This is a genomic window from Spirosoma aerolatum (assembly GCF_002056795.1).
Lineage (GTDB): Bacteria > Bacteroidota > Bacteroidia > Cytophagales > Spirosomataceae > Spirosoma > Spirosoma aerolatum.
Genome location: NZ_CP020104.1, coordinates 5,790,071 through 5,812,796, shown reverse-complemented (window position 1 = coordinate 5,812,796; position 22,726 = coordinate 5,790,071). Strand labels below are relative to the sequence as shown.

General features: G+C 48.3%; 20 protein-coding genes. 15 read left to right on the top strand and 5 right to left on the bottom strand.

Translation table 11 applies throughout. From position 1 onward, the window contains the following. The first annotated feature begins 83 nt into the window (after positions 1-83). Both B5M13_RS24035 and B5M13_RS24030 read left to right on the top strand, forming a co-directional pair. A complete protein-coding gene (locus tag B5M13_RS24035; protein WP_080058083.1) occupies positions 84-1,301 on the top strand; it encodes a PAS domain-containing sensor histidine kinase in 1,218 nt (405 codons plus the stop codon). Then, a complete protein-coding gene (locus B5M13_RS24030; RefSeq protein ID WP_080058082.1) occupies positions 1,279-2,337 on the top strand; it encodes a response regulator in 1,059 nt (352 codons plus the stop codon). The genes B5M13_RS24035 and B5M13_RS24030 overlap by 23 nt, the downstream gene beginning before the upstream one ends. A 143-nt stretch (positions 2,338-2,480) precedes the next feature. Here the strand turns inward: B5M13_RS24030 and B5M13_RS24025 are convergent, their stop codons facing one another. Then, on the bottom strand, positions 2,481-2,846 hold the full coding sequence (locus B5M13_RS24025; protein ID WP_080058081.1) for a hypothetical protein: 366 nt from the start codon (positions 2,844-2,846) through the stop codon (positions 2,481-2,483). 84 nt (positions 2,847-2,930) lie between these two features. Next, positions 2,931-5,186 (bottom strand): T9SS type A sorting domain-containing protein, encoded by a 2,256-nt coding sequence (locus tag B5M13_RS24020; protein ID WP_080058080.1) that lies wholly within the window; start codon positions 5,184-5,186, stop codon positions 2,931-2,933. 90 nt (positions 5,187-5,276) lie between these two features. Here B5M13_RS24020 and B5M13_RS24015 point away from each other — a divergent pair, with 90 nt between their 5' ends. The 6 genes from B5M13_RS24015 to B5M13_RS23990 all read left to right on the top strand — a co-directional run bounded on the left by B5M13_RS24015 (position 5,277) and on the right by B5M13_RS23990 (position 14,287). Then, positions 5,277-6,593, top strand: coding sequence for a UDP-N-acetylmuramoyl-tripeptide--D-alanyl-D-alanine ligase (locus tag B5M13_RS24015; RefSeq protein WP_080058079.1), 1,317 nt, complete (start codon positions 5,277-5,279; stop codon positions 6,591-6,593). A 163-nt stretch (positions 6,594-6,756) separates the two neighbouring features. Then, a complete protein-coding gene (locus B5M13_RS24010; RefSeq protein ID WP_080058078.1) occupies positions 6,757-8,064 on the top strand; it encodes an AAA family ATPase in 1,308 nt (435 codons plus the stop codon). Positions 8,065-8,164: 100 nt separating this feature from the next. Beyond that, positions 8,165-8,758 carry an RloB family protein gene (locus tag B5M13_RS24005; protein WP_170061184.1) on the top strand — a complete coding sequence of 198 codons (594 nt, stop codon included), beginning with the start codon at positions 8,165-8,167 and terminating at the stop codon, positions 8,756-8,758. A gap of 247 nt (positions 8,759-9,005) precedes the next feature. Continuing rightward, positions 9,006-11,747, top strand: coding sequence for an NHL repeat-containing protein (locus B5M13_RS24000; protein WP_080058076.1), 2,742 nt, complete (start codon positions 9,006-9,008; stop codon positions 11,745-11,747). A 57-nt stretch (positions 11,748-11,804) separates the two neighbouring features. Further along, positions 11,805-12,443, top strand: a complete 639-nt coding sequence (locus tag B5M13_RS23995; protein WP_080058075.1) for a GDSL-type esterase/lipase family protein — start codon at positions 11,805-11,807, stop codon at positions 12,441-12,443. Between the two features lie 182 nt (positions 12,444-12,625). Beyond that, positions 12,626-14,287, top strand: coding sequence for a beta-N-acetylhexosaminidase (locus tag B5M13_RS23990; RefSeq protein ID WP_080058074.1), 1,662 nt, complete (start codon positions 12,626-12,628; stop codon positions 14,285-14,287). 69 nt (positions 14,288-14,356) lie between these two features. On the opposite strand, the gene B5M13_RS23985 is transcribed toward B5M13_RS23990, so the two are convergent. Next, positions 14,357-14,833 (bottom strand): GNAT family N-acetyltransferase, encoded by a 477-nt coding sequence (locus tag B5M13_RS23985; protein ID WP_080058073.1) that lies wholly within the window; start codon positions 14,831-14,833, stop codon positions 14,357-14,359. Between the two features lie 216 nt (positions 14,834-15,049). On the opposite strand from B5M13_RS23985, the gene ahcY reads away from it, so the two are divergent. The 5 genes from ahcY (at position 15,050) to purQ (ending at position 20,354) form a co-directional block, all read left to right on the top strand. Beyond that, positions 15,050-16,360, top strand: a complete 1,311-nt coding sequence (ahcY, locus tag B5M13_RS23980) for an adenosylhomocysteinase (protein ID WP_080058072.1) — start codon at positions 15,050-15,052, stop codon at positions 16,358-16,360. Between the two features lie 279 nt (positions 16,361-16,639). Beyond that, complete coding sequence (locus tag B5M13_RS23975) at positions 16,640-17,788, top strand: hypothetical protein (RefSeq protein WP_245859464.1); 1,149 nt, start codon at positions 16,640-16,642, stop codon at positions 17,786-17,788. A gap of 126 nt (positions 17,789-17,914) precedes the next feature. Next, complete coding sequence (locus B5M13_RS23970) at positions 17,915-18,655, top strand: 5'-nucleotidase C-terminal domain-containing protein (RefSeq protein WP_170061183.1); 741 nt, start codon at positions 17,915-17,917, stop codon at positions 18,653-18,655. Further along, the gene (locus B5M13_RS23965) at positions 18,633-19,559 is read left to right on the top strand and encodes a bifunctional metallophosphatase/5'-nucleotidase (RefSeq protein WP_080058070.1); all 927 of its coding nucleotides are present in this window, start codon (positions 18,633-18,635) and stop codon (positions 19,557-19,559) included. The genes B5M13_RS23970 and B5M13_RS23965 overlap by 23 nt, the downstream gene beginning before the upstream one ends. Positions 19,560-19,667: 108 nt before the next feature. After that, the gene (gene purQ, locus B5M13_RS23960) at positions 19,668-20,354 is read left to right on the top strand and encodes a phosphoribosylformylglycinamidine synthase subunit PurQ (RefSeq protein ID WP_080058069.1); all 687 of its coding nucleotides are present in this window, start codon (positions 19,668-19,670) and stop codon (positions 20,352-20,354) included. Between the two features lie 78 nt (positions 20,355-20,432). On the opposite strand, the gene B5M13_RS23955 is transcribed toward purQ, so the two are convergent. Continuing rightward, entirely contained in the window at positions 20,433-21,326 is an 894-nt protein-coding gene (locus B5M13_RS23955) for a cyanophycinase (RefSeq protein ID WP_080058068.1), read from the bottom strand. Between the two features lie 213 nt (positions 21,327-21,539). Here B5M13_RS23955 and B5M13_RS23950 point away from each other — a divergent pair, with 213 nt between their 5' ends. Together B5M13_RS23950 and B5M13_RS23945 are read left to right on the top strand one after the other, a co-directional pair. Then, on the top strand, positions 21,540-21,782 hold the full coding sequence (locus B5M13_RS23950; RefSeq protein WP_080058067.1) for a helix-turn-helix domain-containing protein: 243 nt from the start codon (positions 21,540-21,542) through the stop codon (positions 21,780-21,782). Between the two features lie 218 nt (positions 21,783-22,000). Next, positions 22,001-22,228 (top strand): hypothetical protein, encoded by a 228-nt coding sequence (locus B5M13_RS23945; protein ID WP_155297322.1) that lies wholly within the window; start codon positions 22,001-22,003, stop codon positions 22,226-22,228. A 41-nt stretch (positions 22,229-22,269) separates the two neighbouring features. On the opposite strand, the gene B5M13_RS23940 is transcribed toward B5M13_RS23945, so the two are convergent. After that, complete coding sequence (locus B5M13_RS23940; RefSeq protein ID WP_080058065.1) at positions 22,270-22,656, bottom strand: hypothetical protein; 387 nt, start codon at positions 22,654-22,656, stop codon at positions 22,270-22,272. Positions 22,657-22,726: the final 70 nt, after the last annotated feature.

Below are 22,726 nucleotides of genomic sequence, written 5' to 3'. Positions count from 1 at the left end.
CTTTACTTTGCACCTGGAAGTAATTTTTGTCAGGTCGCTCAGATTTTTCCTACTCAGGCTGGGTGCTAATTGTCGTATTTATCATGTTCGACGACTCATTTGAGGCCGTTTTTACCCACGCCACCATCGGTATAATTGTTTCGGATGAACAGGGGCGTATCGTATCGTCTAATCGACATGCTCATACCTTATTTGGGTATACAAAAGAAGAAATGAAAGGGCTATCGATCGACGCACTCGTACCTAATCCGGTTGCTCATCGGCATGCTGAGCTACGATCCTCGTTCAATGCGCACCCCCAGGTCCGTTCTATGGGGCATGGACGCGACTTGTATGCAAAACGCAAGGACGAATCGATTTTTCCTGCCGAAATCAGCCTGAGCTATTTTTATCGGGAAACCGTACTGCTGACTGTTGCTTATATAATTGATATTACGGCCAAAAAAGAGGCCGACCTGACACTATTGGCTCAGAAAGCCCGGATTGAACAGCTCAATGCCGAGCTGGAGCAGAAGGTCGTTGACCGAACGCACGCCCTGATGGCAACGCTTCACCAGCTTGAGCAGTCGAAAGACGAACTGGCTAAAGCTCTGGCGGTTGAGCGAGAACTGGGCGAGTTGAAGTCACGCTTTGTATCGATGGCGTCGCACGAGTTTCGAACCCCGTTGAGTGCTATTCTAACATCGGCTTCCCTCATTGAAAAATACCCCGCAACCGAACAGCAAGACAAGCGAATTCGGCATATCCAGCGCATCAAATCATCGGTGTATCACCTTAACACCATTCTGGAAGAATTTCTATCGGTTGGGCGGTTGGAGGAAGGTCGTCTGGAGGCCAACTGGTCGTGGGTTGAGCTTACCGGCTTGATCAACGAGGTTGTAACGGATTTGCAGGATATGCTGAAAGTGGGTCAGCGTGTTCAGATGCAGATAAATTGCCCGAAGCTGATCCGAAGTGATCCATCGCTCTTGCGTAAAATAGTGGTCAACCTGCTATCGAATGCTATAAAGTATTCTGCTGAAAATCAGCTTATTGACTTGGTTGCTGTTTGTAACGAAACCGCCTTTCAACTGACCATTCGGGATCAGGGAATCGGTATTTCAGAGGATGATCAGAAACATTTATTTGAACGTTTTTTCCGGGCTAAGAACGCCACCAATTTCGCGGGTACCGGCCTCGGACTTCATATTGTTGCCAAATACCTTGAACTGCTGAGCGGGACCATTGTACTGACCAGCCAGTTAGGGGAAGGCACTACTGTAACGATTACATTCCCTTATGAAAACCATTCTGCTAATTGAAGACAACGACGATATCCGGGAGAACACCGCTGAAATTCTGGAGCTGGCCGGGTATACAGTACAGACTGCTAATAATGGTAAAGTCGGTGTAGAGCTGGCACTCGCCGGCCGGCCTGATCTGATTATTTGTGACATTATGATGCCCGTACTCGATGGATATGGCGTTCTGCATATTGTCAATAAAAATCCTGATCTGGCGAGCATACCCTTTATTTTTTTGACGGCTAAATCGGAACGTACAGATTTCCGAAAAGGTATGGAGCTAGGTGCCGACGACTACTTGACCAAACCTTTCGATGAGTCGGAACTGCTCAGTGCGGTAGAGGGGCGTCTGAATCGATTTTCCAAGATCCGGTCGGAAAGCTATAATCTTAAACAGGAGGGCTTGAACGAATTTCTGGACGATGTAAGTGCGGTTGAGGGACTACAACGGCTGTCTATTGATCGTAAACCGCATTTTATGGCCAAGAAACAGTTTGTGTATACGGAAGGCGACGAACCTACCCGGCTTTATTTCCTGAAAAGTGGCCGGGTAAAAACCATTCGGACCAATAACGATGGAAAGGAATTGGTAACTGGTATTTATGGAGCAGGCGATTTTTTTGGCGATCTGGCCCTGCTCGAAGAAAAGTCTTACACCGAATCGGCGCTAACGCTCGATGATTCGGAGTTGATTTATATTCCCAAGGAAGATTTTCGGCATTTGCTGACGGTTCATCCCGAAGTGGGACGGGCGTTTGTGAGGATGCTGGCGGGGCGCATCAGCGATCGGGAAGATCAGTTGCTGGGTATGGCTTATAGTTCATTGCGTCGGCGGGTGGCGAATGCACTCTTACGCTTGCAGGAGCCCCTTCCCAATGGCGAACCCGCTCCACCTATCCAACTCTCCCGTGATGATCTGGCATCGGTAATCGGGACGGCTACCGAGTCATTGATTCGAACACTCAGCGAATTCAAACACGATGGACTGATCGAGATCACAGGTGCCGGTATCCGGGTACTGCAACCGGATAAACTACGTCGAGCAAACTGGTGATCGGCTCATCCGAGTACTACTGCAATCAGACAGGTGAACTGCGGTAGATAAAGTAGGATAATTGAAGAGCTAACAAAAAGCCGGCCTTGAGAATAATAGCTCAGTACGGCTTTTTGGTTTAATATCAGGCGGCAAAGATTCTGCTAATACCGCTCATTGCCTTCTTCTTCCTCTTCGGCCAGTTCGATGATCTGCTCATCGATGTCATCATCGGAAAGGTCGGTATTAGCAAAGTCATTCGTAAATTCATCATCCTCCGCATCGTTCGATAGTTCATCGGTGGCATGCCGGGCTGTAGCTGTATCCGTATGCAATACCGTGTCTAAAGCTTCCTCATCGCCAGGATTCATGATATCCGGGTCATTATTAACGCCCAGACCTGTATAGATGGCGGTATCATCACCCTCATCGTTGGGCGGCAAATCATTATGCTGGGGCGATACACCCTTCATCGAATTGCCCATCGCCTGATTTGGGCTCTGCATATCGGCGTTGTCTGTATTTTCCATAGTTGTATAACTGATTAGAAAGGGTAGATCAGGATGACCATGTGTAATTAATCACTAACTAGTTATGAAAAAAAGAGTTTGGATTTATTTCCAGACCACAATTTTCTGAACCTGTGCCGGACGATTTTCTCCCGTTAGCCGGAGCAGATAGTTGCCATCGGGTAAGTTGCCAAGGTCCAGTATCGTGTCGGCATCAATGGCTACAGGTTGTATCGGCAACATCGTCTGCCCTGACAAGGAAAGCAACTCCACCTGTCCGGCAAAAGGTGGCCGTACGGTCAGATAACGATCGGTTGGATTCGGAAATACCCAGGGGCTGGTGGGCTCGTCGGTCGTGCCCGTAATGACCACTTTCTGGGAGGTATTTTTCAGATAACGAAGGCCGCCTGATGCGCTGCCCAGAATCAGATCGGGAAGTTGGTCGCCATCCAGGTCCCCAACGGTGGCAATCAGCCCTTTTCCCGGAACGCCGATCGAGGCCAGTGAATCAATCAGCGTGAGCGACTGGTCGGGTTTTTCTGGGAACTGATACACCCGAACGGTGCCATTGTCAGCGGCTGCAATCAGTTCGTTTTTCTGATCGCCATTCAGGTCGGCCACTACCAGCGACCGAGCTTTGGCATACGTATAATCATCGTTGGTAAAGCCGCCAAAGAACTGGTTTTGTAATTGGAACGATGGAGCCGTGGCTGTGCCAACATTGCGGTAATACTGAATAGTGCCCAGGCTATAATACCCAACCAGCATATCAACTTTGCCATCTTTATCCACATCTGTTATGGTCAATAGATCATACGGACCCACTACGTCTGGCTTAGGCCAGCGTAGAGCATTCGCCTGGTTATACTGAGCAGCCGCCCCTTTGGCTGCCGTGTTGAGCAATACTCGAATTTCGAGGGCATTGGTCCCAACTCCTGTCAGGATTAGGTCAAGGCTTCCATTGCCATCCACATCAACAAAAGAAGGGACTGTATTGGTTAGCGTCAGGGATTTGGAAATGCCCAGGTAATCGGTTGTGACCAGCGAAAAGGCTGGATTTTGCAGCGTGCCTTTATTTTCGAACTGCCAGATACCTGCCCGATAGCTGCTGCCCAGCCCAACCCCACCGAAGCCCACCAACATATCCAGATCGCCATCGCCATCCAGATCGGCCAGGGCAGGGGCCGCTCGTTCGCCCAGGTCGAGCATGTCGTTTTGCAGAAAATCTTTCTGGCTCAGTTGGAAGACGGGTTTTTGAGTCGTACCCGTATTCTTATAAAACCAGTTCGATGCCCGAAAATCGAAAGCATAACCGTCGTTGGAACTGACATTCGGTGACGCCATTAAATCTTTCTGGCCATCTCCGTCTATATCTTCCCAATAGGTGGCCGGAAAAGCTGGGAACAGAATAGGGGCAGCCGTCGGAAACAGGCTGTCGTAACTTACAAAATTGGCTTTATCGTTGTTGGGACCTGCATTTTTCAGGCGGGCTATATTTTCACAAGTGACAAAGCCGAACAGCAGATCTTTATGCCCATCGCCATCTGTATCGACAACGGTGAGGGTGTTACCCGTATGCAACGGTTTAGCAAGTCTGGCATTACTGGCGCTTGGTTGAGCTGCGATTCGTCCCCCGGCATTGTCATCGCAAAAGAAACCAAACGTGAAATCATTACAGAATTCTTTTCGGAAATGCCCCCAGCAGGTTCCACCCGTTCGTTGAAAATCAAGTCCTTTGGTGCCCGTTCGCTCAACGCTCATGTTTTGCTGATAGGCCAGAATATTACCGTCCGAATCGAACGTAATGATGTCGATATCACCATCATCGTCGAAGTCCGTAATAGCCGGGATGTCGGTACCTGCTACATATAAAGGCTGGTTGCCCGCAAAGCCTATAGTTTTCAGTGGATTAGCTACTGTCTTAAACACAACCTGTCCATTCTGCGATTCATTATGCATTACCTGCACACCCGCCGAGCTGGTAGCAAACACATCTTTCCGACCGTCACCGTCATAATCGACCAGCAACAGCCAGCTATATACATTAATCGGAAACGCTGTTTCGTATTCGGGGGCGTACCGCCAGGCTATTCCGCTGCCGGTAGGATTGTCGATGGCGACAAAGGTATTGACCTTTCCGGTACTCCGGTCGAACACGACCAGATCGTCACGGTTATCGTCGTTGAGTCGAATGGTTGAGTACTGTGTCGAATTGAGCCCCCCTGCCCAGGGATTGAGCAAGGCTTTTCCATTCGCACTAACCGTCGGATTTTGATCGTACCGAAACCCGATTTTGCCTCCCGACTGGGCATGGATAAAAAAGGGTAGCATCAAAAAACAAAGCGTAAATAGCTTTTTCATCTAATTTTGGGCCTTTGCAAATCGGCTGAGTTCAGTATACCAGCCAATTCACGAAAACAACGAACGAAGCATCTATTTAAGTCTATCGGCATGGTGTCCACAGAACAACTCTATCAGAAATTTTTGGAATGTACCAGTATTTCCACGGATACGCGTCGAATTACGCCCGGTTGTTTGTTTGTGGCGCTGAAAGGCGACAAATTCGATGGAAATCAGTTTGTCGAGCAGGCGTTGGCGTCTGGGGCTCGCTATGCTCTAGTCGATGATGCTGATGTCGCTGCTCGTGAGTCGCTGGCCGGTTCGTGCCTGCTCGTTGCCGATGCATTGACCGCTTTGCAGGATTTGGCCCGGTATCATCGACAAACGTTTACGTTTCCAGTGATCGGCCTGACGGGATCGAATGGTAAAACCACTACCAAAGAACTGATTGCAGGGGTTTTATCGAAAAAATATCGGACGTATGCTACAGTAGGCAACCTGAATAACCACATTGGCGTACCGCTTACGCTGCTGGCTATTAACGACCAATACGAAATGGCCGTTGTGGAGATGGGCGCTAATCACCAGAAAGAGATTGAACTGCTTTGTTCCATTGCCCAACCGACACACGGCCTGATTACCAACGTAGGTAAAGCCCATCTGGAAGGGTTTGGCGGTTTCGAAGGGGTAAAAAAAGGAAAAGGAGAACTATATGATTACCTGGCCCAACAGGGGCGGACGGTATTTATCAACTCGCGTGATACTGTATTGACAGCCCTCTACCGTGAGCGACTCAAAACACACCGCCCCGAAACGACCTTTGCCGAAGCTGTCTTTTATCCGGGCGAACCCGTGGAGTTGCTCCAGGAGTCACCCGTTGTCATTTACCGGGATGCTGTTGGGCACCAGGTTACGACGCATTTACCCGGACGTTATAACTTCGAGAACATGCTGGCGGCTCTGGCCATCGGCGACTATTTTGGCGTAACCCCCGAAGAAGCGAACCGAGCCATTGCTGATTATAACCCGACAAACAACCGTTCACAGGTAATTACGAAAGGCACAAACACAATCCTGCTCGACGCCTATAATGCGAATCCTAGTTCGATGGCGGCTGCCATTCGTCAGTTTGCTGCTACACCTGCGGCTCATAAAGCCGTGATTTTAGGCGATATGTACGAACTGGGCGACGAAAGCGAGGCTGAACACGCAGCGTTAGGTAGATTGATTGCTGAAGGAAAGTTTGAGCGAGTAATTCTGGCGGGTAAAGACATAAAATATGCGTTATCGTATCTCCCCAAGGCTTTCTATTTCCCTGATAAGTTTTCCCTGCACAACTGGTTGATGGACCATCCCATGACCGATACACACATTCTGGTAAAAGGCTCGAGGGGTATGAGCCTGGAGTCGGTCGTGCCCTTTATTTAGAGATGAATATTTAGAGAGCTTTAAGGCGTGCTGTTTGAGATGTCAGGCTTGAAAGGATCGTACGCGAGGAAGAACAATTTTTTATAATTTGTTTGCTCATAATGCACACAATTGTAAAATGTATCGTTTTTTTGTTGTATTATAACCCAAAAAGGCTTCTATTATGCTTGTAAAGTTCAGCGTTCGTAACTATAAAGTATTCCGAGATAGAGCCGAATTGAGCCTTGTTGCTTCCAGTTACGATAAAGAAACCAACAGAGAAAATATTATTGAAGTCCCCAAATTTGGTTTAAGCTTACTTAAAAGTGCAGTTGTTTATGGGGCCAATGCTAGCGGAAAGAGTAAACTGATCGAAGCATTGGGCTATATGCGTAATTTCATTCATGTTTCCTCTAAAGATAGCCAAAAAGGGGATGCTATACCTGTTGAGCCATTCCGGCTAAGCACTGTATTCGAAAATGAACCGTCAGAATTTGAAGTCACATTTATCCATAAAGAGGTATTATACCGCTATGGTTTTGAAGCAACTCAGCGTGAGATTATTTCTGAATGGTTATATTATCGACCTAACACAAAAGAAATAGAACTCTTCTATCGTGACCATCAGATAATAGAGCTACATAAACGTAGTTTCAGCGGTATAGTCAGTCAATTGGTTAAAGGAAACAACATTCGGGAAAACGCCTTATTATTATCTGTAGCTGCACAATTCAACGATGAACGGGCAGGGGGTGTTTTTGACTGGTTCAATAAACTACGAATTACATCTGGCTTAGATGATGAAGATTATGCAAGATACACACTGGAGCAAACTCAGCAGGCAGATTATAAGCAAATTGTTCTAAAACTATTGCAGGTAGCTGATCTTGGTATTCAGGATTTTGAAGTTCGTACGTTTGAGCGCTCTAAACTTCCATTTAGTTATTTATCTCATAGTCAGGAAGACCTGAAACATGAATATCAAGCCTTAGAGGATGAAGCTCGGACAATTCATAAAAAGTATAATGAGGAAAATCAGGAAGTTGGTAGTGTAGTATTCTCATTAAATGACGATGAATCGTCGGGTACCCAAAAGTTTTTTGCTATTGTGGCCCCAATAATAGATGCTTTATTCGACGGCTCTGTATTTGTAGTGGATGAGCTGGATGCCAAACTACATCCTAATCTGGTATGCTTTCTCGTTGATTTATTTCATTCGTCATCAACAAACTATAACAACGCTCAACTTATTTTCAATACGCACGATACGAACCTTCTTAGCTCGGGTAATTTTCGTCGGGATCAAATCTGGTTTACAGAAAAAGACCGTTATGGAGCTGCTAGTCTCTATTCGCTTGCTGATTACAAACCACGAAAAGGAGAAAATTTTGAACGGAATTATATTGAGGGCCGCTATGGAGCCATTCCATTCTTAGGCGACTTTTCCCGGCTTTTCACTCAAGAATCAGTATATGCGAGAACGGAGGAATAAGCTGGCTATTCAGCGTGAAGACCGAGAATCTGCCAGGGCCCGCCGACGTAGCCAAACTGACCTGACTCGTGCCGCACCCACTCGCGAGATTAAACCTACCTTGCTGATTGTATGTGAAGGCCAAAATACGGAACGAAGTTACTTTGAGCAATTTCGGCTTTCATCAGCTAGAATTGAGCAATATGGCGGTAAGAAAAGCCCAACGCATGTTGTAGAATTTACTAAGAAAGTAGCCACTAAAAAAGAATACGATGAGGTTTGGTGCGTCTTTGATAAAGACGACTTTACAAATGACGACTTTCTGAAAGCCATACAGGAGGCTGAGAATCAAAAGTTCAGCGTAGCCTGGTCAAATCAGTCATTTGAATACTGGCTTATTTTACATTTTGAGGACAATCATGGCGCTAAAATGCCCCGAACAGATTACGAGGCTAGAATCAATTCGCATATCAATCCGTTACGGGCTCATTATGATGGGAAAGGTAGTAAACTAATTACGTCTGCTTTTTTTGATGTGCTAAGCGGCTTTGATCTTTTGAAAAACGAAAGCCGAGTTCAATTAGCGATTGATCGTGCAGGTCGGAGAGATGGAGAATGCCGAAGAGCAGGTATAAATCCGGCTGAGTCAGAATCTTGCACAACGGTTTATAAACTAGTAAAACGCTTCCTAAAGTATAGTCAAATTGTCCCATGACCAATAAGCACGTATTGGTAAAAGGCTCGCGGGGCATGAGCCTGGAGTCGGTCGTACCCTTTATTTAATTATGGGTAGCGGTTCATTTCCCTTAATACAGGGTTACTGAAGCTGTACTTAGGAGTGAGAGTGGCCATTGAATCGATTTGTGCTAACTGATTGATAGTTAGGTATAAATTTTGATGCTAATGAGGGTTGTACGCGTGTGTCGACTAGATGCGGCTCGTTTCCTCAATCCTTTTTCGCTATGAAGGGTCCTCTCCTTAACTACTTTGTCCGAATACTGACCGTAAGTGCTGTTTTCGCAATGGCACCTACTCAACTCATTGCTCAGGTCATTACGACCGTAGCGGGTTCTTCTCTAAAAGGTGATGGCGGTCCGGCTACGGGGGCTAACCTATCGAATCCATTCAGTGTAGTCATGGATGGAAACGGGAATCTGTACATTGCCGACCAGGGCAATCATCGGATTCGTAAAGTCACGCCAGCGGGCAGCATTACAACCGTAGCGGGCAATGGTAGCTATGGGTCCGGGGGGGATGGAGGGCAGGCGACAGCCGCTAGTTTAGCGAATCCAACAGGCGTAGCCGTTGATGGAAATGGCAATGTGTATATCGCTGATTCGCAGAATAATCGCGTTCGCAAAGTAACACCGGCGGGTAGTATTACGACCGTAGCCGGTACCGGAACATCTGGTTTTAGCGGAGATGGTGGATCAGCTACGGCCGCCAGTTTAGCCAACCCAACCGGCGTGGCGGTGGATGGATCGGGTAACCTCTATATTGCTGATCAACAGAACCATCGTATCCGAAAGGTTGATTTGTCAGGTACTATTACAACCGTAGCAGGTAGTGCTACAGCGGGTTTTGGGGGCGATGGAGGGGCGGCAACCGCTGCTAAATTGAATAGCCCAACCGAAATAGTCGTCGATGGAAGCGGTAATCTATACATTGCCGACTCGCAAAATAATCGGATTCGTAAAGTGTCGGGAGTGGGTAGTATTACGACTGTTGCGGGAAACGGCACGGCAGGTTTTGGGGGCGATGGGAGTGCGGCTATTGCGGCAAATCTGAATAATCCATTTGGCGTGACTGTGGATGGGAGTGGGAATATATACATCGCCGATGCCAGCAACCATCGGGTTCGTATGGTAACCTCTGCTGGTATTATCAGTACAATAGCTGGCGATGGTACGGCTGGATATAGTGGTGATGGAGGGGTTGCTACGGAGTCAAGTTTGTATTCGCCCGGAGGGGTAGTGGTCGATGGGAGCGGGAATGTATATATTGCTGATTCGCAGAATAACCGGCTCCGAAAAGTATCGACGGGGGGCACCATCTCAACCGTAGCCGGTAATGGGACGATCAACTACAGTGGTGATGGAGGGAAAGCCACATCTGCCAGTTTATCGAACCCCTTCGGGCTGGCCGTCGACGGAAGTGGTAATCTATATCTGGCTGACCAGCAGAATCAACGGATTCGAAAGCTCGCAACGTCTGGCACCATTACAACCGTAGCCGGAAATGGTACCTATGGCTTTAGTGGCGACGGGGGAGCGGCAACAGCGGCCAGCCTGGCTAATGCAGCTGGTGTTGCCATTGATGGCAGTGGTAACCTGTATATTGCTGATCAGGGAAATAACCGAGTGCGTAAAGTAACACCGGCGGGCAGTATCACGACTGTAGCAGGTAATGGTTCAGCCTCGTTTAGTGGCGATGGGGGAGTAGCTACGGTGGCTGCCCTGAATTTTCCGGCAGGTGTAGTCGTCGATGGCAGTGGCAATCTGTATATCGCTGATTCGCAGAATAACCGCGTTCGCAAAGTAACACCGGCGGGTAGTATCACAACCGTAGCCGGTACCGGAACGGCAGGTTATAGTGGCGATGGCGGATCAGCTACGGCTGCTAAGCTAAATTATCCGGCTGGCGTGGCGGTGGATGGAAGCGGGAATCTGTACATTGCTGACCAGGGCAATCATCGGATTCGTAAGGTTACACCAGCGGGTAGTATTACAACCGTAGCGGGTAATGGTACGTTTGGGTTTGGTGGTGACAATGGACCCGCCACAGTCGCTAATCTGGCTAACCCTGCCGATGTAATTATTGATACGCATGGCAATCTCTATATCGCTGATACACAGAATAATCGTGTTCGTAAAGTGTCCACGAATGGAGTCATTACGACCGTAGCGGGCAATGAGTTTTATGGCTTTAGTGGCGATGGGGGGCTTGCTACTGCTGCGAGTTTGGCTAATCCGTTGAATGTGGCCATTGATAATAACGATAATCTCTACATTGCTGACACCGATAACCAGCGGGTACGCAAGGTGGCAGGCCCGGCTATTGTGCGGATCAGTCCGGCCAATCCAGGCGCTGTGTGTTCGGGAAGTCTGGTTAGCCTGACAGCGACAGCCGCTAACTTTACACCTTCTTCGTATACCTGGAATAGTCAGCCAACTGGGCTAACGGCCACAGGAAGTACACCTTCTTTTACAGCGCCAACGGTTAATAGCCCAACTGTGTACACGGTTACCGTAACCGCTACGGATGGTACGAACAGCCCGACGGCCAGCGTTACCCTGGCTGTGAATCCAATCCCCAGCCTGACGATCACAGCCAACCCCAGTCTTACCATTACAGGTGGGCAATCGACCACACTCACGGCTTCGGGCGCTACCACCTATCTTTGGTCGACCAGTGCCACGACTGCTTCCATTGTACTAACAACCTCCGGCGTATATTCTGTGACGGGTACGGCATTAGGGTGTTCATCATCGGCCAGCAGGACTGTGTATGGTGTTATTGCCAGCGTACACGATGGAAACTGGACGAGCAGCAGCACCTGGAACTGTAACTGTGTACCCGGTCGCTATGACGACGTTACGATTTCGGTAAGTCATCATGTAACGGTAAGTCAAGTAGTTCAGGCGAAGCGGTTAATAGAAAACGGTACATTACTTTTTGATGCCGGGGGGCGTATTTCTTTCTAATCGGGAAGTGAGTTTAGCGTTAGCTATGACTTTTAGTAAAAACATCCACTAAAAGCAATGCCACGTCTCTTATTGTTGCTTCTTTTTCCTCTTTGCCTGTTTGCGCAGGAACACGCGTTTGAATCGGAGATTCGGGCGTTTGAACAGGCTGATAAAACGACTCCGCCACCCCGAAACCCAATCGTTTTTACAGGAAGCTCGTCAATCCGATTATGGGAAAATCTTGGCAATTACTTTCCGAATAAACCTGTTTTACAACGAGGTTTTGGTGGCTCGCAGCTGAGCGATGTGATCTATTACGCCGATCGTGTCATCGTGCCCTATAAGCCGAAGCAGGTCGTGTTGTATGCGGGCGAAAACGATGTTGCTGCCGGAAAAACGGGGCAGGAAGTATACGAACGTCTGGTTACGCTGTTCGAGCACGTTCGCCGGGAATTGCCTAATACGACGTTTACGTTTATCTCCATAAAGCCTAGTCCGTCGCGTCGGAAGTATTTTTCGGAAATGGATAATGCCAATCGGTTGATTCAGGCGTACCTGGCGAAACAGCGAAATACTCAGTTTGTCGATATTCGCCCGGTCATGCTGTTGAAAAATGGACAGCCTGTCCCCGAACTGTTTCGATCCGATAGTCTACACATGCTTCCGGCAGGCTACGAACGATGGCAAAAAGTGCTTAAACCGTATTTGAAGTAATTTTTTACCAGAACGAATGCTATAATCTGTATGGTACGACCCCAAGGGCGCTAAGAAGCTGTGGGCGTTAGTCAATTTACAGCGGTTTGCCCAGGTCGCTTCGTTAGGGCGGTGGTAGATTTAAGTGCGGCATCTCCCAAAACCTCGCGTACCTTTGTGCGATACCCCTTACTTTTCTACCTATGAAAAAACTGTTTTTCTGTTTGATTGCCGTCATTGCGGCAACACACGGACTCTATGCCCAGAAGGCAACCTATGCCATTATCCCAAAACCTGTTCGGTTGGAGGAACGTAATGGAAGTTATACCTTGCCCGCCAAACCAACGATTTCGATTCAAGCAACAAATCCTGAAGTCCGTCAGATTGCCCAGATGTTGGCTGATCAACTGGGTAAATCGACCGGGAGAGCAACCTCCGTCGCAACCGGAAAGGCATCGAATGGAATTGCGTTTGTTCAGACAAAAGATGCCGTATTAGGTGCCGAAGGTTATACGCTCACTGTATCGCCAAAACAGATTCTGATTTCGGCTGCCCAGCCACAGGGATTTTTCTACGGGGTTCAGTCGCTCATGCAGTTGATGCCAGCGGCTGTGTTTAGTCCAACCAAGGCAGAGGGCGTTGCCTGGACGGTGCCTGCCTGTATGGTCGAAGATCAGCCTCAGTACGGGTATCGGGGTTCCATGCTCGATGTCGGGCGGCATTTTTATCCGGTGTCGTTCATCAAAAAATACATCGATCTTCTGGCGCTGCATAAAATGAACGTGTTTCACTGGCATCTGACCGAAGATCAGGGCTGGCGCATTGAGATCAAAAAGTACCCGGAACTGACCAAGTTCGCATCGATTCGTCCTCGCACCATGGTGGGCCATTACCGCGATCGGAAATACAGCGATAAGCCTTACGGTGGTTTTTATACGCAGGACGACGTACGTGAGGTGGTGAAGTATGCCAAAGAACGATTTATAACGGTAATTCCTGAAATCGAAATGCCGGGTCATTCGGTAGCCGTTCTGTCCGTGTATCCCGAACTAGGCGCGAACCCCGACCGGGTTATTCCTGTCACAGGTACCTGGGGCGTTCATGATCAGGTTTTGTTTCCGCGTGAGGAGACGTTCACCTTCCTGGAAAACGTATTGACCGAAATAATGGATCTGTTTCCGAGTCAGTACATTCATATTGGTGGCGATGAGTGCCCCAAAACGGAGTGGAAGCAGAGTAAGTTCTGTCAGGAGTTGATGAAGAAAGAAGGCCTGAAGGATGAACACGAATTGCAAAGCTATTTTATTCGGCGCATCGACAAATTTGTTACCTCGAAAGGGCGACGGATCATTGGGTGGGATGAAATTCTGGAAGGCGGTCTTTCGCCCAATGCTACCGTGATGAGCTGGCGGGGTGTAAACGGTGGTATTGCGGCTGCCCGGCAAAATCATGACGTGATCATGAGTCCAACTACGTATTGCTATCTGGATTATTACCAGACCGATCCCAAAACGCAGCCTGTAGCCATTGGTGGTTTGTTGCCGCTCGAAAAAGTGTATGGTTTCAACCCCTCCGTTACGGACAGCCTGACGACTGAGCAGGCAAAGCATGTGTTAGGTGTACAGGCCAACATCTGGTCGGAGTATATGCCCACCACGCATTACGTGGAGTATATGGCGTATCCGCGTCTGCTGGCTGTTGCTGAAACCGCCTGGACGCCCGGTGAAGCCAAAAATATCGACGATTTTAAGCAGCGTCTGGACGTGCATAAAAAACGGCTCGACTACCTGAAAGTCAACTACTTCGAAGCGCCTATCAACAAGAGCTTCGAGTATGTCTGGCCTGGGCAAACGGCACAGAAATAGATTTCGGTATTTAGTTTACGTTGACCTAGCCCCTGGCTCGTCCGCGATACAATCGTGGACGAGCAGAAATCACAAGCTCATTTCCATCCGAATATTGGCCCGCGCATACGGAGTTGGCACGCTGGGTACTTCACGAAATCCTACGCTGGCGTACATGGTCAACGCTGGCGTCAGGACTCGGTTCGATTCGAGCCATACGGTTTTGACACTAAGCTGGCGGGCATAGGCGATAGCCGCCTGACATAGCTTTTTCCCAATACCTTTTCCCTGCACCGTTGGCGAAACGGCCATTTTGGCTAGCTCGAATTCAGTGTTGCCCTGATCCAGCGGACTCGTATTGATCATGGCCACACAGCCAACAATCTGATTGCCTGACTGAGCCAGAAAGATCTGCCCATTTCGAGGTAATACATGGATTTCAGGATGATCCAATTGCTCTACGTCGTGAGGTTCGACTGTAAAATAACGTGAAATCCATTCAAGGTTAAGCCGTTTAAAATCAGGTTGGTATTCAGGTGAGTAGGGTATGATAGAAATTGTATCCATCGTTAATTCACTGTTTTGTTCAGGTTTAAAAGGTGAGTATGTTGATTAGTAGGAGGTTGCCATTAAATCAGGTGTTGGTTAAAGTATATTCCAATCAATAGGGATTCTGCAAGTCGCTTCTTATTTTTGCACTTTACTAAGAAATCAAACACTACGGAGAAATAGTCTATCGAATCGTATCTTCGTAATAAGGCCGAAAATCGGTCGTAAATCTATATGCAAACTTCAACTTACGTTCCTTACAAAGTTAAGGATATTGCGCTGGCCGAGTGGGGCCGCAAGGAAATCCGGCTTGCCGAAGCCGAAATGCCTGGTCTAATGGCCCTTCGTGCTGAGTATGGTCCGACGAAACCGCTCCAGGGAGCCCGTATTGCTGGCTGTCTGCACATGACGATCCAGACCGCTGTGCTGATCGAAACACTGGTTGAACTGGGGGCCGATGTTACCTGGTCGTCCTGTAACATTTTCTCGACGCAGGATCACGCAGCTGCGGCTATTGCTGCGGCTGGTATTCCGGTCTATGCCTGGAAAGGAATGAACGAAGAAGAGTTTAACTGGTGTATTGAGCAGACACTGTTCTTCGGCGAAGACCGGAAGCCACTCAACATGATTCTGGACGATGGCGGTGATCTGACCAATATGGTGTTTGATGTGTATCCTGAACTGATTCAGGGCATTAAAGGCCTCTCAGAAGAAACGACCACGGGCGTTCACCGGTTGTATGAGCGCATGAAAAACGGCACCTTGCATTTACCTTCGATCAACGTGAATGACTCGGTAACCAAGTCGAAATTCGATAACAAATACGGTTGCCGTGAATCGCTGGTCGACGCTATCCGTCGAGCTACGGATTTGATGCTGGCCGGTAAAGTGGCTGTTGTAGCTGGTTATGGCGATGTAGGGAAAGGTTCGGCTGAATCGCTGCGCGGGGCTGGCTGCCGGGTTCTGGTAACGGAAATTGACCCAATCTGCGCGTTGCAGGCTGCTATGGATGGTTATGAAGTGGTTACGATGGATGAAGCCGCTACGCGTGCGCAGATTTTTGTGACCGCTACGGGTAACGTCAACATTATCAAAGGCCGCCACTTCAAAGCCATGAAGGATAAGGCTGTTGTTTGTAACATTGGGCATTTCGATAATGAAATTGATATGGCCTGGTTGAACGAAAATTACGGCCATACCAAGAGTCCAATCAAGCCGCAGGTTGATATGTATGAGGTAGAAGGCAAAGAAGTGATCGTATTGGCTGAAGGCCGTCTGGTGAATTTGGGCTGCGCGATGGGCCACCCCAGCTTCGTGATGTCGTGCTCGTTCTCGAACCAGACGCTGGCTCAGATCGAACTGTGGCTAAACTCAGATAAGTACGAGAACAAGGTATACGTGTTACCGAAGATCCTTGACGAAAAAGTAGCTGCTCTGCACTTAGCTCACGTAGGTGCTAAACTGGAGCCGCTGGAGCAGGAACAGGCCGACTATATTGGCGTATCGGTTGCCGGTCCGTTCAAATCAGAAATGTATCGGTACTAAGAATAAATAGATGAATTTGGAAAAGGGAAGCAGAGGGTGACAATCCCCTGCTTCCCTTTTCTACTTTACAACAATGCCGCGCTTTTTTGCCTACTTTTTGTTAGTATTGAAACAACGAAACGGCATATGGTCTGGTTATTCTCTGATATCCGATACGATGTCAAGAAAACTTCCTGAATGATCAGTAGGTTTATGTACTTTATTCAGAGTTGAATTGCGACTAATCACTTTATAATAAAGTACTTATTTCTAAATTTACGCGCTGTCTTCACTTGTCTGATGATGAAACGTCTACTCCTGGTACTGTTGTTGTTTCCCTTACTCGTTTCGGGGCAGGTGACCATCGACACGCTGCACTGGAGTGCGACCCGTCGGCTGGAATTAGCAGATTTTCATTCGCCCACCCAGCCCGGTTTAGGGGGCTCAGAGTTTTATTATCAGATTGGGTATGAGGTTCGGCCTACATCACTCTGGGGCCAACCGGCCGTTGAAGCGTTTTGCCTGATGTTCCGTAATCTATCCTGGGTTTCGGAAACGGCTCGTAACGAACGGACATTGGCGTATAATCAGGTGCTGTTTGATCTGGTTGAAGTGCACACCCGCCAGATGAAGGCCAAACTAATTGCGCTGGGAGCCGACCGTCGATTTAAACAACAGGCTCGCCAGATCGAGTACCTGACAAATTCGGAACTGGGGGCGGAGGTCAACCTGTTTCGGGCCGAAACGGGTGGGGGCGATGATCAGGAAGCCTTGCTGCGCTGGGAGAAACAGGTGGTTCAGCGGCTGCACGACACGCCCGACCTGGTAACCACCTACCGGGCCTCAAAAATAGGCTACGGGGTATTTTTTGGCGGTGGGGGTATACTGGCAACTGGCCCCTTAGCGCAAACCATTCGTTCGGCAGGGGGCGTTGTGTTTGGAATTGACATTGCCTTTCAGCGAACCATGCTCATGCTGCATCCCACGCTGTATAATGGCACATTACGGCAAGGCTTTTCGCATCAGAATCAGACCTGGGAAAAAGATATGCCCATCAGCCCTATGTTGTTCGAAGCAGGGCTGGGGCGCATTGTGCATGATGGTCCACGAACCCGAATAATTCCATATCTGGGTTATCTATTGTTTGACTTGTCGCCCCGCGATCGGAAAGACGAACGCTATCAGGGACTATCCTTGCTAAGTCACGCGCCCACATTGGGTTTGGCTTTTGATGTAAAACTTGGTAACAACGCCCCAAAAAATGATCGTACCGAAGTAAGTTTCTGGTTTATACGAACCAAGTTATCCTACAGCCCCATCCTTGATGCTAAACCGTTTTCGGGTGGCCTCATTAACCTGCAGATTGGCCTGGGCGGCTTCGGACGTGTGCGCAAGGTGAATTACAAACCCGAACCAACGACCATTACGCCACCGGGTAAAACCATTTAACAGATTAATGGTAGCTGGCCGACGCAAGTGCAGTAAAGCCAGGACTATATTTTAATCCGCAGGCTAAGTACTAAATACAATTTCTTAATGCAGGATAAGCAAGAGTTTCCGAACTTGCAGATGCCTATGAAAAAATACATTCTTATCCTGACTTTGGCCATCTTGTCGGCCTGTAAGTCGGGTTATCATCTAACAAACCGAACTGCCAACCGAATCGGTGTCGATTCGCTGGCGGCAACATCTGACCCAAGTCTCAACAGCTTTCTCCAGCCGTATCGGCAGAAGCTCGACCAAACGATGAACGAGGTCCTGGCTACCTCAACAGCACCCATCGAAAAAAAATTACCAGAGGGCCCTCTTAATGATCTGCTTACAGATGCACTACTTCAGCAGGCGTCCCAACGCTACGGAAAACCGATCGATTGCTCTCACCTCAACTATGGTGGAATCCGGGATAATTTACCCAAAGGAGCTATTACCACTGGGTCTGTTTTTGGGGTTATGCCGTTTGATAATCAATTGGTTGTGCTCACGCTTACGGGCGATATGCTCAGGCAGTTTCTGAATCATTTTGCCGATGGGCATGGACTGGTTATGGGGGGCGTCAAGATAACCCTGCATGATAAGCAGGTACAGTCGGTTACGTTTACCAACGGCCGTACCCTTCAGCCGAATGAAATCTATACGGTTGCGCTGAGTGATTACATTGCCAATGGGGGTGACAATACCGATTTTCTAAAAAAAGCCGTCAAACGCGAAGATATAAGTTATTTAATCCGGGATGCGCTCATCGACTATGTTCGTCAGCGGGGCAAAACCGGGCAACCTATAACCCCCACTACGGATGGACGCATTAGCATCGAATAGACGCCAGTTTCTGAAACTGCTGGGAACTGCCGCTGTTGTTGGTTCGGTAGCGCCTGAGGTGCTGGCCAATACCAATACTCGTAAAGACACGTCGCTAACGATTCTGCATACCAACGATGTGCATAGTCGGCTGGACCCGTTTCCGATGGATGGGAGCCGCAATGCCGGAAAAGGTGGTGTGGCGCGTCGGGCTACACTGATTCAGAAAATTCGCCAGGAGCAAAGCAATGTGCTGCTCTTCGATGCGGGGGATATTTTTCAGGGAACGCCTTACTTTAACCTGTACAAAGGAGAGCCTGAAATTTTGGCTATGAACAAACTGGGGTATGATGCCGGAACCATTGGTAATCATGATTTCGACGGAGGTATCGACAATATGGTGACACAGTTTGGTAAAGCGAGCTTTCCCCTGCTGATTGCCAATTACGATTTCAAAAACACGGTCATGGATGGTAAAACCATGCCGTTTAAACTATTCGACAAAGACGGGATTCGGATAGGTGTTTTCGGTTTGGGTATTCAACCCGCCGGACTGATCCCGAAAGATGCTTACAAAGAAATGAAATACCTCGACCCAGTCGATATCGGTAACGACATGGCCGCGCAACTTCGGAACGACAAAAAATGCGACTATGTGATTTGCCTGTCGCACCTTGGTTTCAAATACAACGATGCCACTGTGTCGGACAACGTACTGGCTGCCAAAAGCCGGAATATCGATCTGATCATTGGCGGGCATACGCATACTTTTCTGGATGCGCCCGTAGCCGTTACTAACTTAAGTGGTCAGCCCGTCTGGATTAACCAGGTTGGTTTTGCAGGTATTAATCTGGGTCGTATCGACCTTACCTTTGAGCGAGGAAAAGCAGTTTCTAATAGCGGAACCGCCGTTGAAGTAAAGTAAAGTCCGTACCTTTGTAATTGATTGAAAGAGCGAAAGAGTGAATGAGCGAATGAGGCTGGTTCAATGTATCGCTCTTTCAATCAATCACTCTTTCGCTCTTTCGCCACTATGAAATTCGGTGTTGTTGTATTCCCCGGCTCGAACTGTGATCAGGATGCTGTCGATGTTTTGAAATTGATGGACCAGGAGGTTATCAAACTCTGGCATAAAGACCATGACCTGCAAGGTTGTGATTTTATCATCCTGCCGGGTGGTTTCTCCTACGGTGATTACCTGCGTACAGGGGCCGTTGCTCGCTTTTCGCCCATCATGAACGAAGTGATTGCCCATGCCAATCGGGGTGGTTATCTGATGGGTATTTGTAACGGGTTTCAGATTTTGGCCGAAGCGCGTCTGGTGCCGGGTGTATTGCTTCAGAACAGCAGCCAGAAGTATGTTTGTAAGAACATTTATCTCAAGCCTGAATCGAAGGATGCACTGCTGACGGCTGGGCTGGATAAGGCGGCCTACAAAATTCCCATTGCGCATGGCGATGGTCGTTATTTTGCCGATGCCGATACGTTGAAGGCGCTTAATGATAACGACCAGGTTCTGTTCCGCTACTGCGACGAATCGGGTGTTGTTACCGAATCGGCTAACCCCAACGGTAGCTTAGAAAATATCGCCGGAGTGAGTAACAAGGCTAAAAATGTGTTCGGTATGATGCCCCACCCCGAACGGGCCGCCGACTCCGTTCTTGGCAATACCGATGGACGGCTCATTCTGGAGCAACTCCTGAAAACGGTGTTGGTATAATAATCTGGTGTTGCCAGAAATGGTCAGGAGTAGTCAGGTGTTGATCTCACTTAACTAGTCTTGACCATTTCTTATTTTTTATTTCGCGGGTTCGTTGGTACGGTTGGGTTGCGTAGGAATAACTTTGCGCGTTTTGAGATCAAACTTCTGGCCTTTGCTCAGGTAGTAAAAGGGGCCGCCGGTACTGTTCATGCCCGATGGATATTTGGCACTGCTGGTAATCTGACCCGCTTCGTAAATACCTACATACGAAGCTCCCATGACTTCAAACGTATTTTTCTGGACGAGAATAGCCGTCCCCTCGTCGATACCGATGCCCAGTAGTTCAGGCCGGGCTTTGATGACATCAATCAGGTCGAACTGACGATTCCGGCGCATGACATGCTGGTCGATGGTAACGTTATGAATAAAGTCCAGCCCCTGGGTATGATCGCCAACCATGATCGAATTGCCTTTGGTATCGCCCCGAACCATAAATGATCCCTGAATAGTGGCTCCAGCCGACGTGCCACCAATAATACCGCCCCGACTGAGCAGTGCGTTGAATTCTTTATGAGCCAGGGTGTTCAGGTACGAATCGGCCAGCCGCCAGTGCCGACCGCCTACGAACCAGATGCCGGTGGCTTTTCGAATCGGGGCCACAAACGATTCCTGATTCGCTACTTTCGGATCGCGGGTATGCAGGATGGTAATGGTTTTTACGCCCAGGCTCGTCAGTTTCTCTTTCTCGCGGGGGGCGCTGCTGGCGGCTGAATCTTCCCCGGCTGTCGGGATAATGATAATATCGGCTTTGTCGGGGCCACCCGCCAGTTCAACAAATTTGTTCCAGAGTTCAGGACCCATAGCGCCCCCACCAACGATCATCAGTGAACCCTGCTCAGGGCCAATAGTTGGCGACGTGGAGGACGTCTGCGCCCGACTTAGGTGGCTTATCAGCAGGAAAAAAAAGAGGTAGACGAAGTGCTTTTTCATGTCAGATTGTAATTTGGTTAATTGTGTATTCGACACATTACCAAAGTTAACGGAAACCGTGCTCCCATGAAATAATCAATCCTAAATCTATATCATGTTTCACCGCTCATCCGCGATTGTATCGCGAACGAGCGGGAACGGTTATTCATAGGCCAGCGCTTTGCGTGTGATGAGTCGATTGGCTCGTTGGGCAGAGGCTGAAGACAGTGCGTTATGTTAAAAGTGATTAAAAACGAAGCAGAATATGAAGCCGCTTTAGAGCGGGTATATGAGCTAATGCAGATGGATCTGGTGGAGGATTCGCCTGAATCGGACGAATTGGATGTCCTTGCCCTATTTGTGGAAGATTATGAAAATAAACACTACCCTGTATCCGCACCAACTCCTGTAAAGGCTATTCTATTTCGACTGGAACAACTAGGTAAAGATAAAAGCGAGACTGATTACATGATTTGATTTTATAAGGCACTTTGGTAATATACGACCGGAGTGCCTTTTTCTTTAGGTGCTCAATAATTAACGCAAGGCTAACACTTCTGTAAAACCATCCATAAACCCAAACCTACCAATTGTCCGGTAAAAATCGCCTGATATGTACTTGCGCTTTAGGTCAGCAGAGCTTGTCGTAGTTTTGTTTCGCTAACCTCGTTTTAACTACTACTCAAGTAAAGATCATGAAGTCCTTGTTCCCTTATGTCGTAATGGGTGCTTTATTTGTGGCCGGTAACCGCCTGGTTGATCGTCAGCAGCAGTACAAATGTTCAGAACGGGTTCCTGCCCAGGAGACTTCACCGTATGGGGCGTTTACAGCCAATACCGGCGTTTCAAAAATGCAGCTTACCAATAGTCCGACGAAGCCGGTTCTGGCTGATCAGCGGGCATTGAAAAATACACCCATGTAATGCGAGTTTATACGAGCCTGTAGTGCCGGTTGATCACTCGATCAATTTGATGAATAGGGGATTATAGAAGGTTTGTTCAATCGTTTCTTCCGTCGTTTCTTTTGCGCGGTGAGCTGGCAGAAAATCGTTTGCATCAGATCGGTTTGGCCAGTATAATCGGCGCGGGGCTGAAACCAGTAATTGGTTAGCTCGATTTCTTCAACATTCTCCAGTTCGACCAATTGCCATCGACTTGGCGTGTGTGCATCTGGTACGATGTCCAGGCAGTACCCATAAATGGTTAGCTGCTTTCGACCTTCTTTGGGAAACCCGAACTGATACGGCTCCAGGGTTCGCCAGCTTTTGTTCTGTTTAATCTGAATGACTCGCTGAGTCGTAATGGCCGAGTCGATAATGCTCCAGACGGAATCTGGTTGAGTAGTATTCATGATTGTTCAGATATGGGTATATAGAGGAGATAGTTGATCTGAACATATCATATACCATGCCAATTTTTTG

Excerpts from the sequence above, each read along its gene's own strand:
- B5M13_RS24035 (WP_080058083.1), top strand. The coding sequence starts at position 84 with ATGTTCGACGACTCATTTGAGGCCGTTTTTACCCACGCCACCATCGGT.
- B5M13_RS23965 (WP_080058070.1), top strand. The coding sequence starts at position 18,633 with ATGGACGCATTAGCATCGAATAGACGCCAGTTTCTGAAACTGCTGGGA.
- B5M13_RS23945 (WP_155297322.1), top strand. The coding sequence starts at position 22,001 with ATGAAGTCCTTGTTCCCTTATGTCGTAATGGGTGCTTTATTTGTGGCC.
- B5M13_RS23955 (WP_080058068.1), bottom strand. The coding sequence starts at position 21,326 with ATGAAAAAGCACTTCGTCTACCTCTTTTTTTTCCTGCTGATAAGCCAC.
- B5M13_RS23940 (WP_080058065.1), bottom strand. The coding sequence starts at position 22,656 with ATGAATACTACTCAACCAGATTCCGTCTGGAGCATTATCGACTCGGCC.
- B5M13_RS24020 (WP_080058080.1), bottom strand. The coding sequence starts at position 5,186 with ATGAAAAAGCTATTTACGCTTTGTTTTTTGATGCTACCCTTTTTTATC.
- B5M13_RS24010 (WP_080058078.1), top strand. The coding sequence starts at position 6,757 with ATGCTTGTAAAGTTCAGCGTTCGTAACTATAAAGTATTCCGAGATAGA.
- B5M13_RS23995 (WP_080058075.1), top strand. The coding sequence starts at position 11,805 with ATGCCACGTCTCTTATTGTTGCTTCTTTTTCCTCTTTGCCTGTTTGCG.
- B5M13_RS24025 (WP_080058081.1), bottom strand. The coding sequence starts at position 2,846 with ATGGAAAATACAGACAACGCCGATATGCAGAGCCCAAATCAGGCGATG.
- B5M13_RS23975 (WP_245859464.1), top strand. The coding sequence starts at position 16,640 with ATGATGAAACGTCTACTCCTGGTACTGTTGTTGTTTCCCTTACTCGTT.
- B5M13_RS23950 (WP_080058067.1), top strand. The coding sequence starts at position 21,540 with ATGTTAAAAGTGATTAAAAACGAAGCAGAATATGAAGCCGCTTTAGAG.
- B5M13_RS24015 (WP_080058079.1), top strand. The coding sequence starts at position 5,277 with ATGGTGTCCACAGAACAACTCTATCAGAAATTTTTGGAATGTACCAGT.
- B5M13_RS23990 (WP_080058074.1), top strand. The coding sequence starts at position 12,626 with ATGAAAAAACTGTTTTTCTGTTTGATTGCCGTCATTGCGGCAACACAC.
- ahcY (WP_080058072.1), top strand. The coding sequence starts at position 15,050 with ATGCAAACTTCAACTTACGTTCCTTACAAAGTTAAGGATATTGCGCTG.
- B5M13_RS24030 (WP_080058082.1), top strand. The coding sequence starts at position 1,279 with ATGAAAACCATTCTGCTAATTGAAGACAACGACGATATCCGGGAGAAC.
- purQ (WP_080058069.1), top strand. The coding sequence starts at position 19,668 with ATGAAATTCGGTGTTGTTGTATTCCCCGGCTCGAACTGTGATCAGGAT.
- B5M13_RS23970 (WP_170061183.1), top strand. The coding sequence starts at position 17,915 with ATGAAAAAATACATTCTTATCCTGACTTTGGCCATCTTGTCGGCCTGT.
- B5M13_RS23985 (WP_080058073.1), bottom strand. The coding sequence starts at position 14,833 with ATGGATACAATTTCTATCATACCCTACTCACCTGAATACCAACCTGAT.
- B5M13_RS24000 (WP_080058076.1), top strand. The coding sequence starts at position 9,006 with ATGAAGGGTCCTCTCCTTAACTACTTTGTCCGAATACTGACCGTAAGT.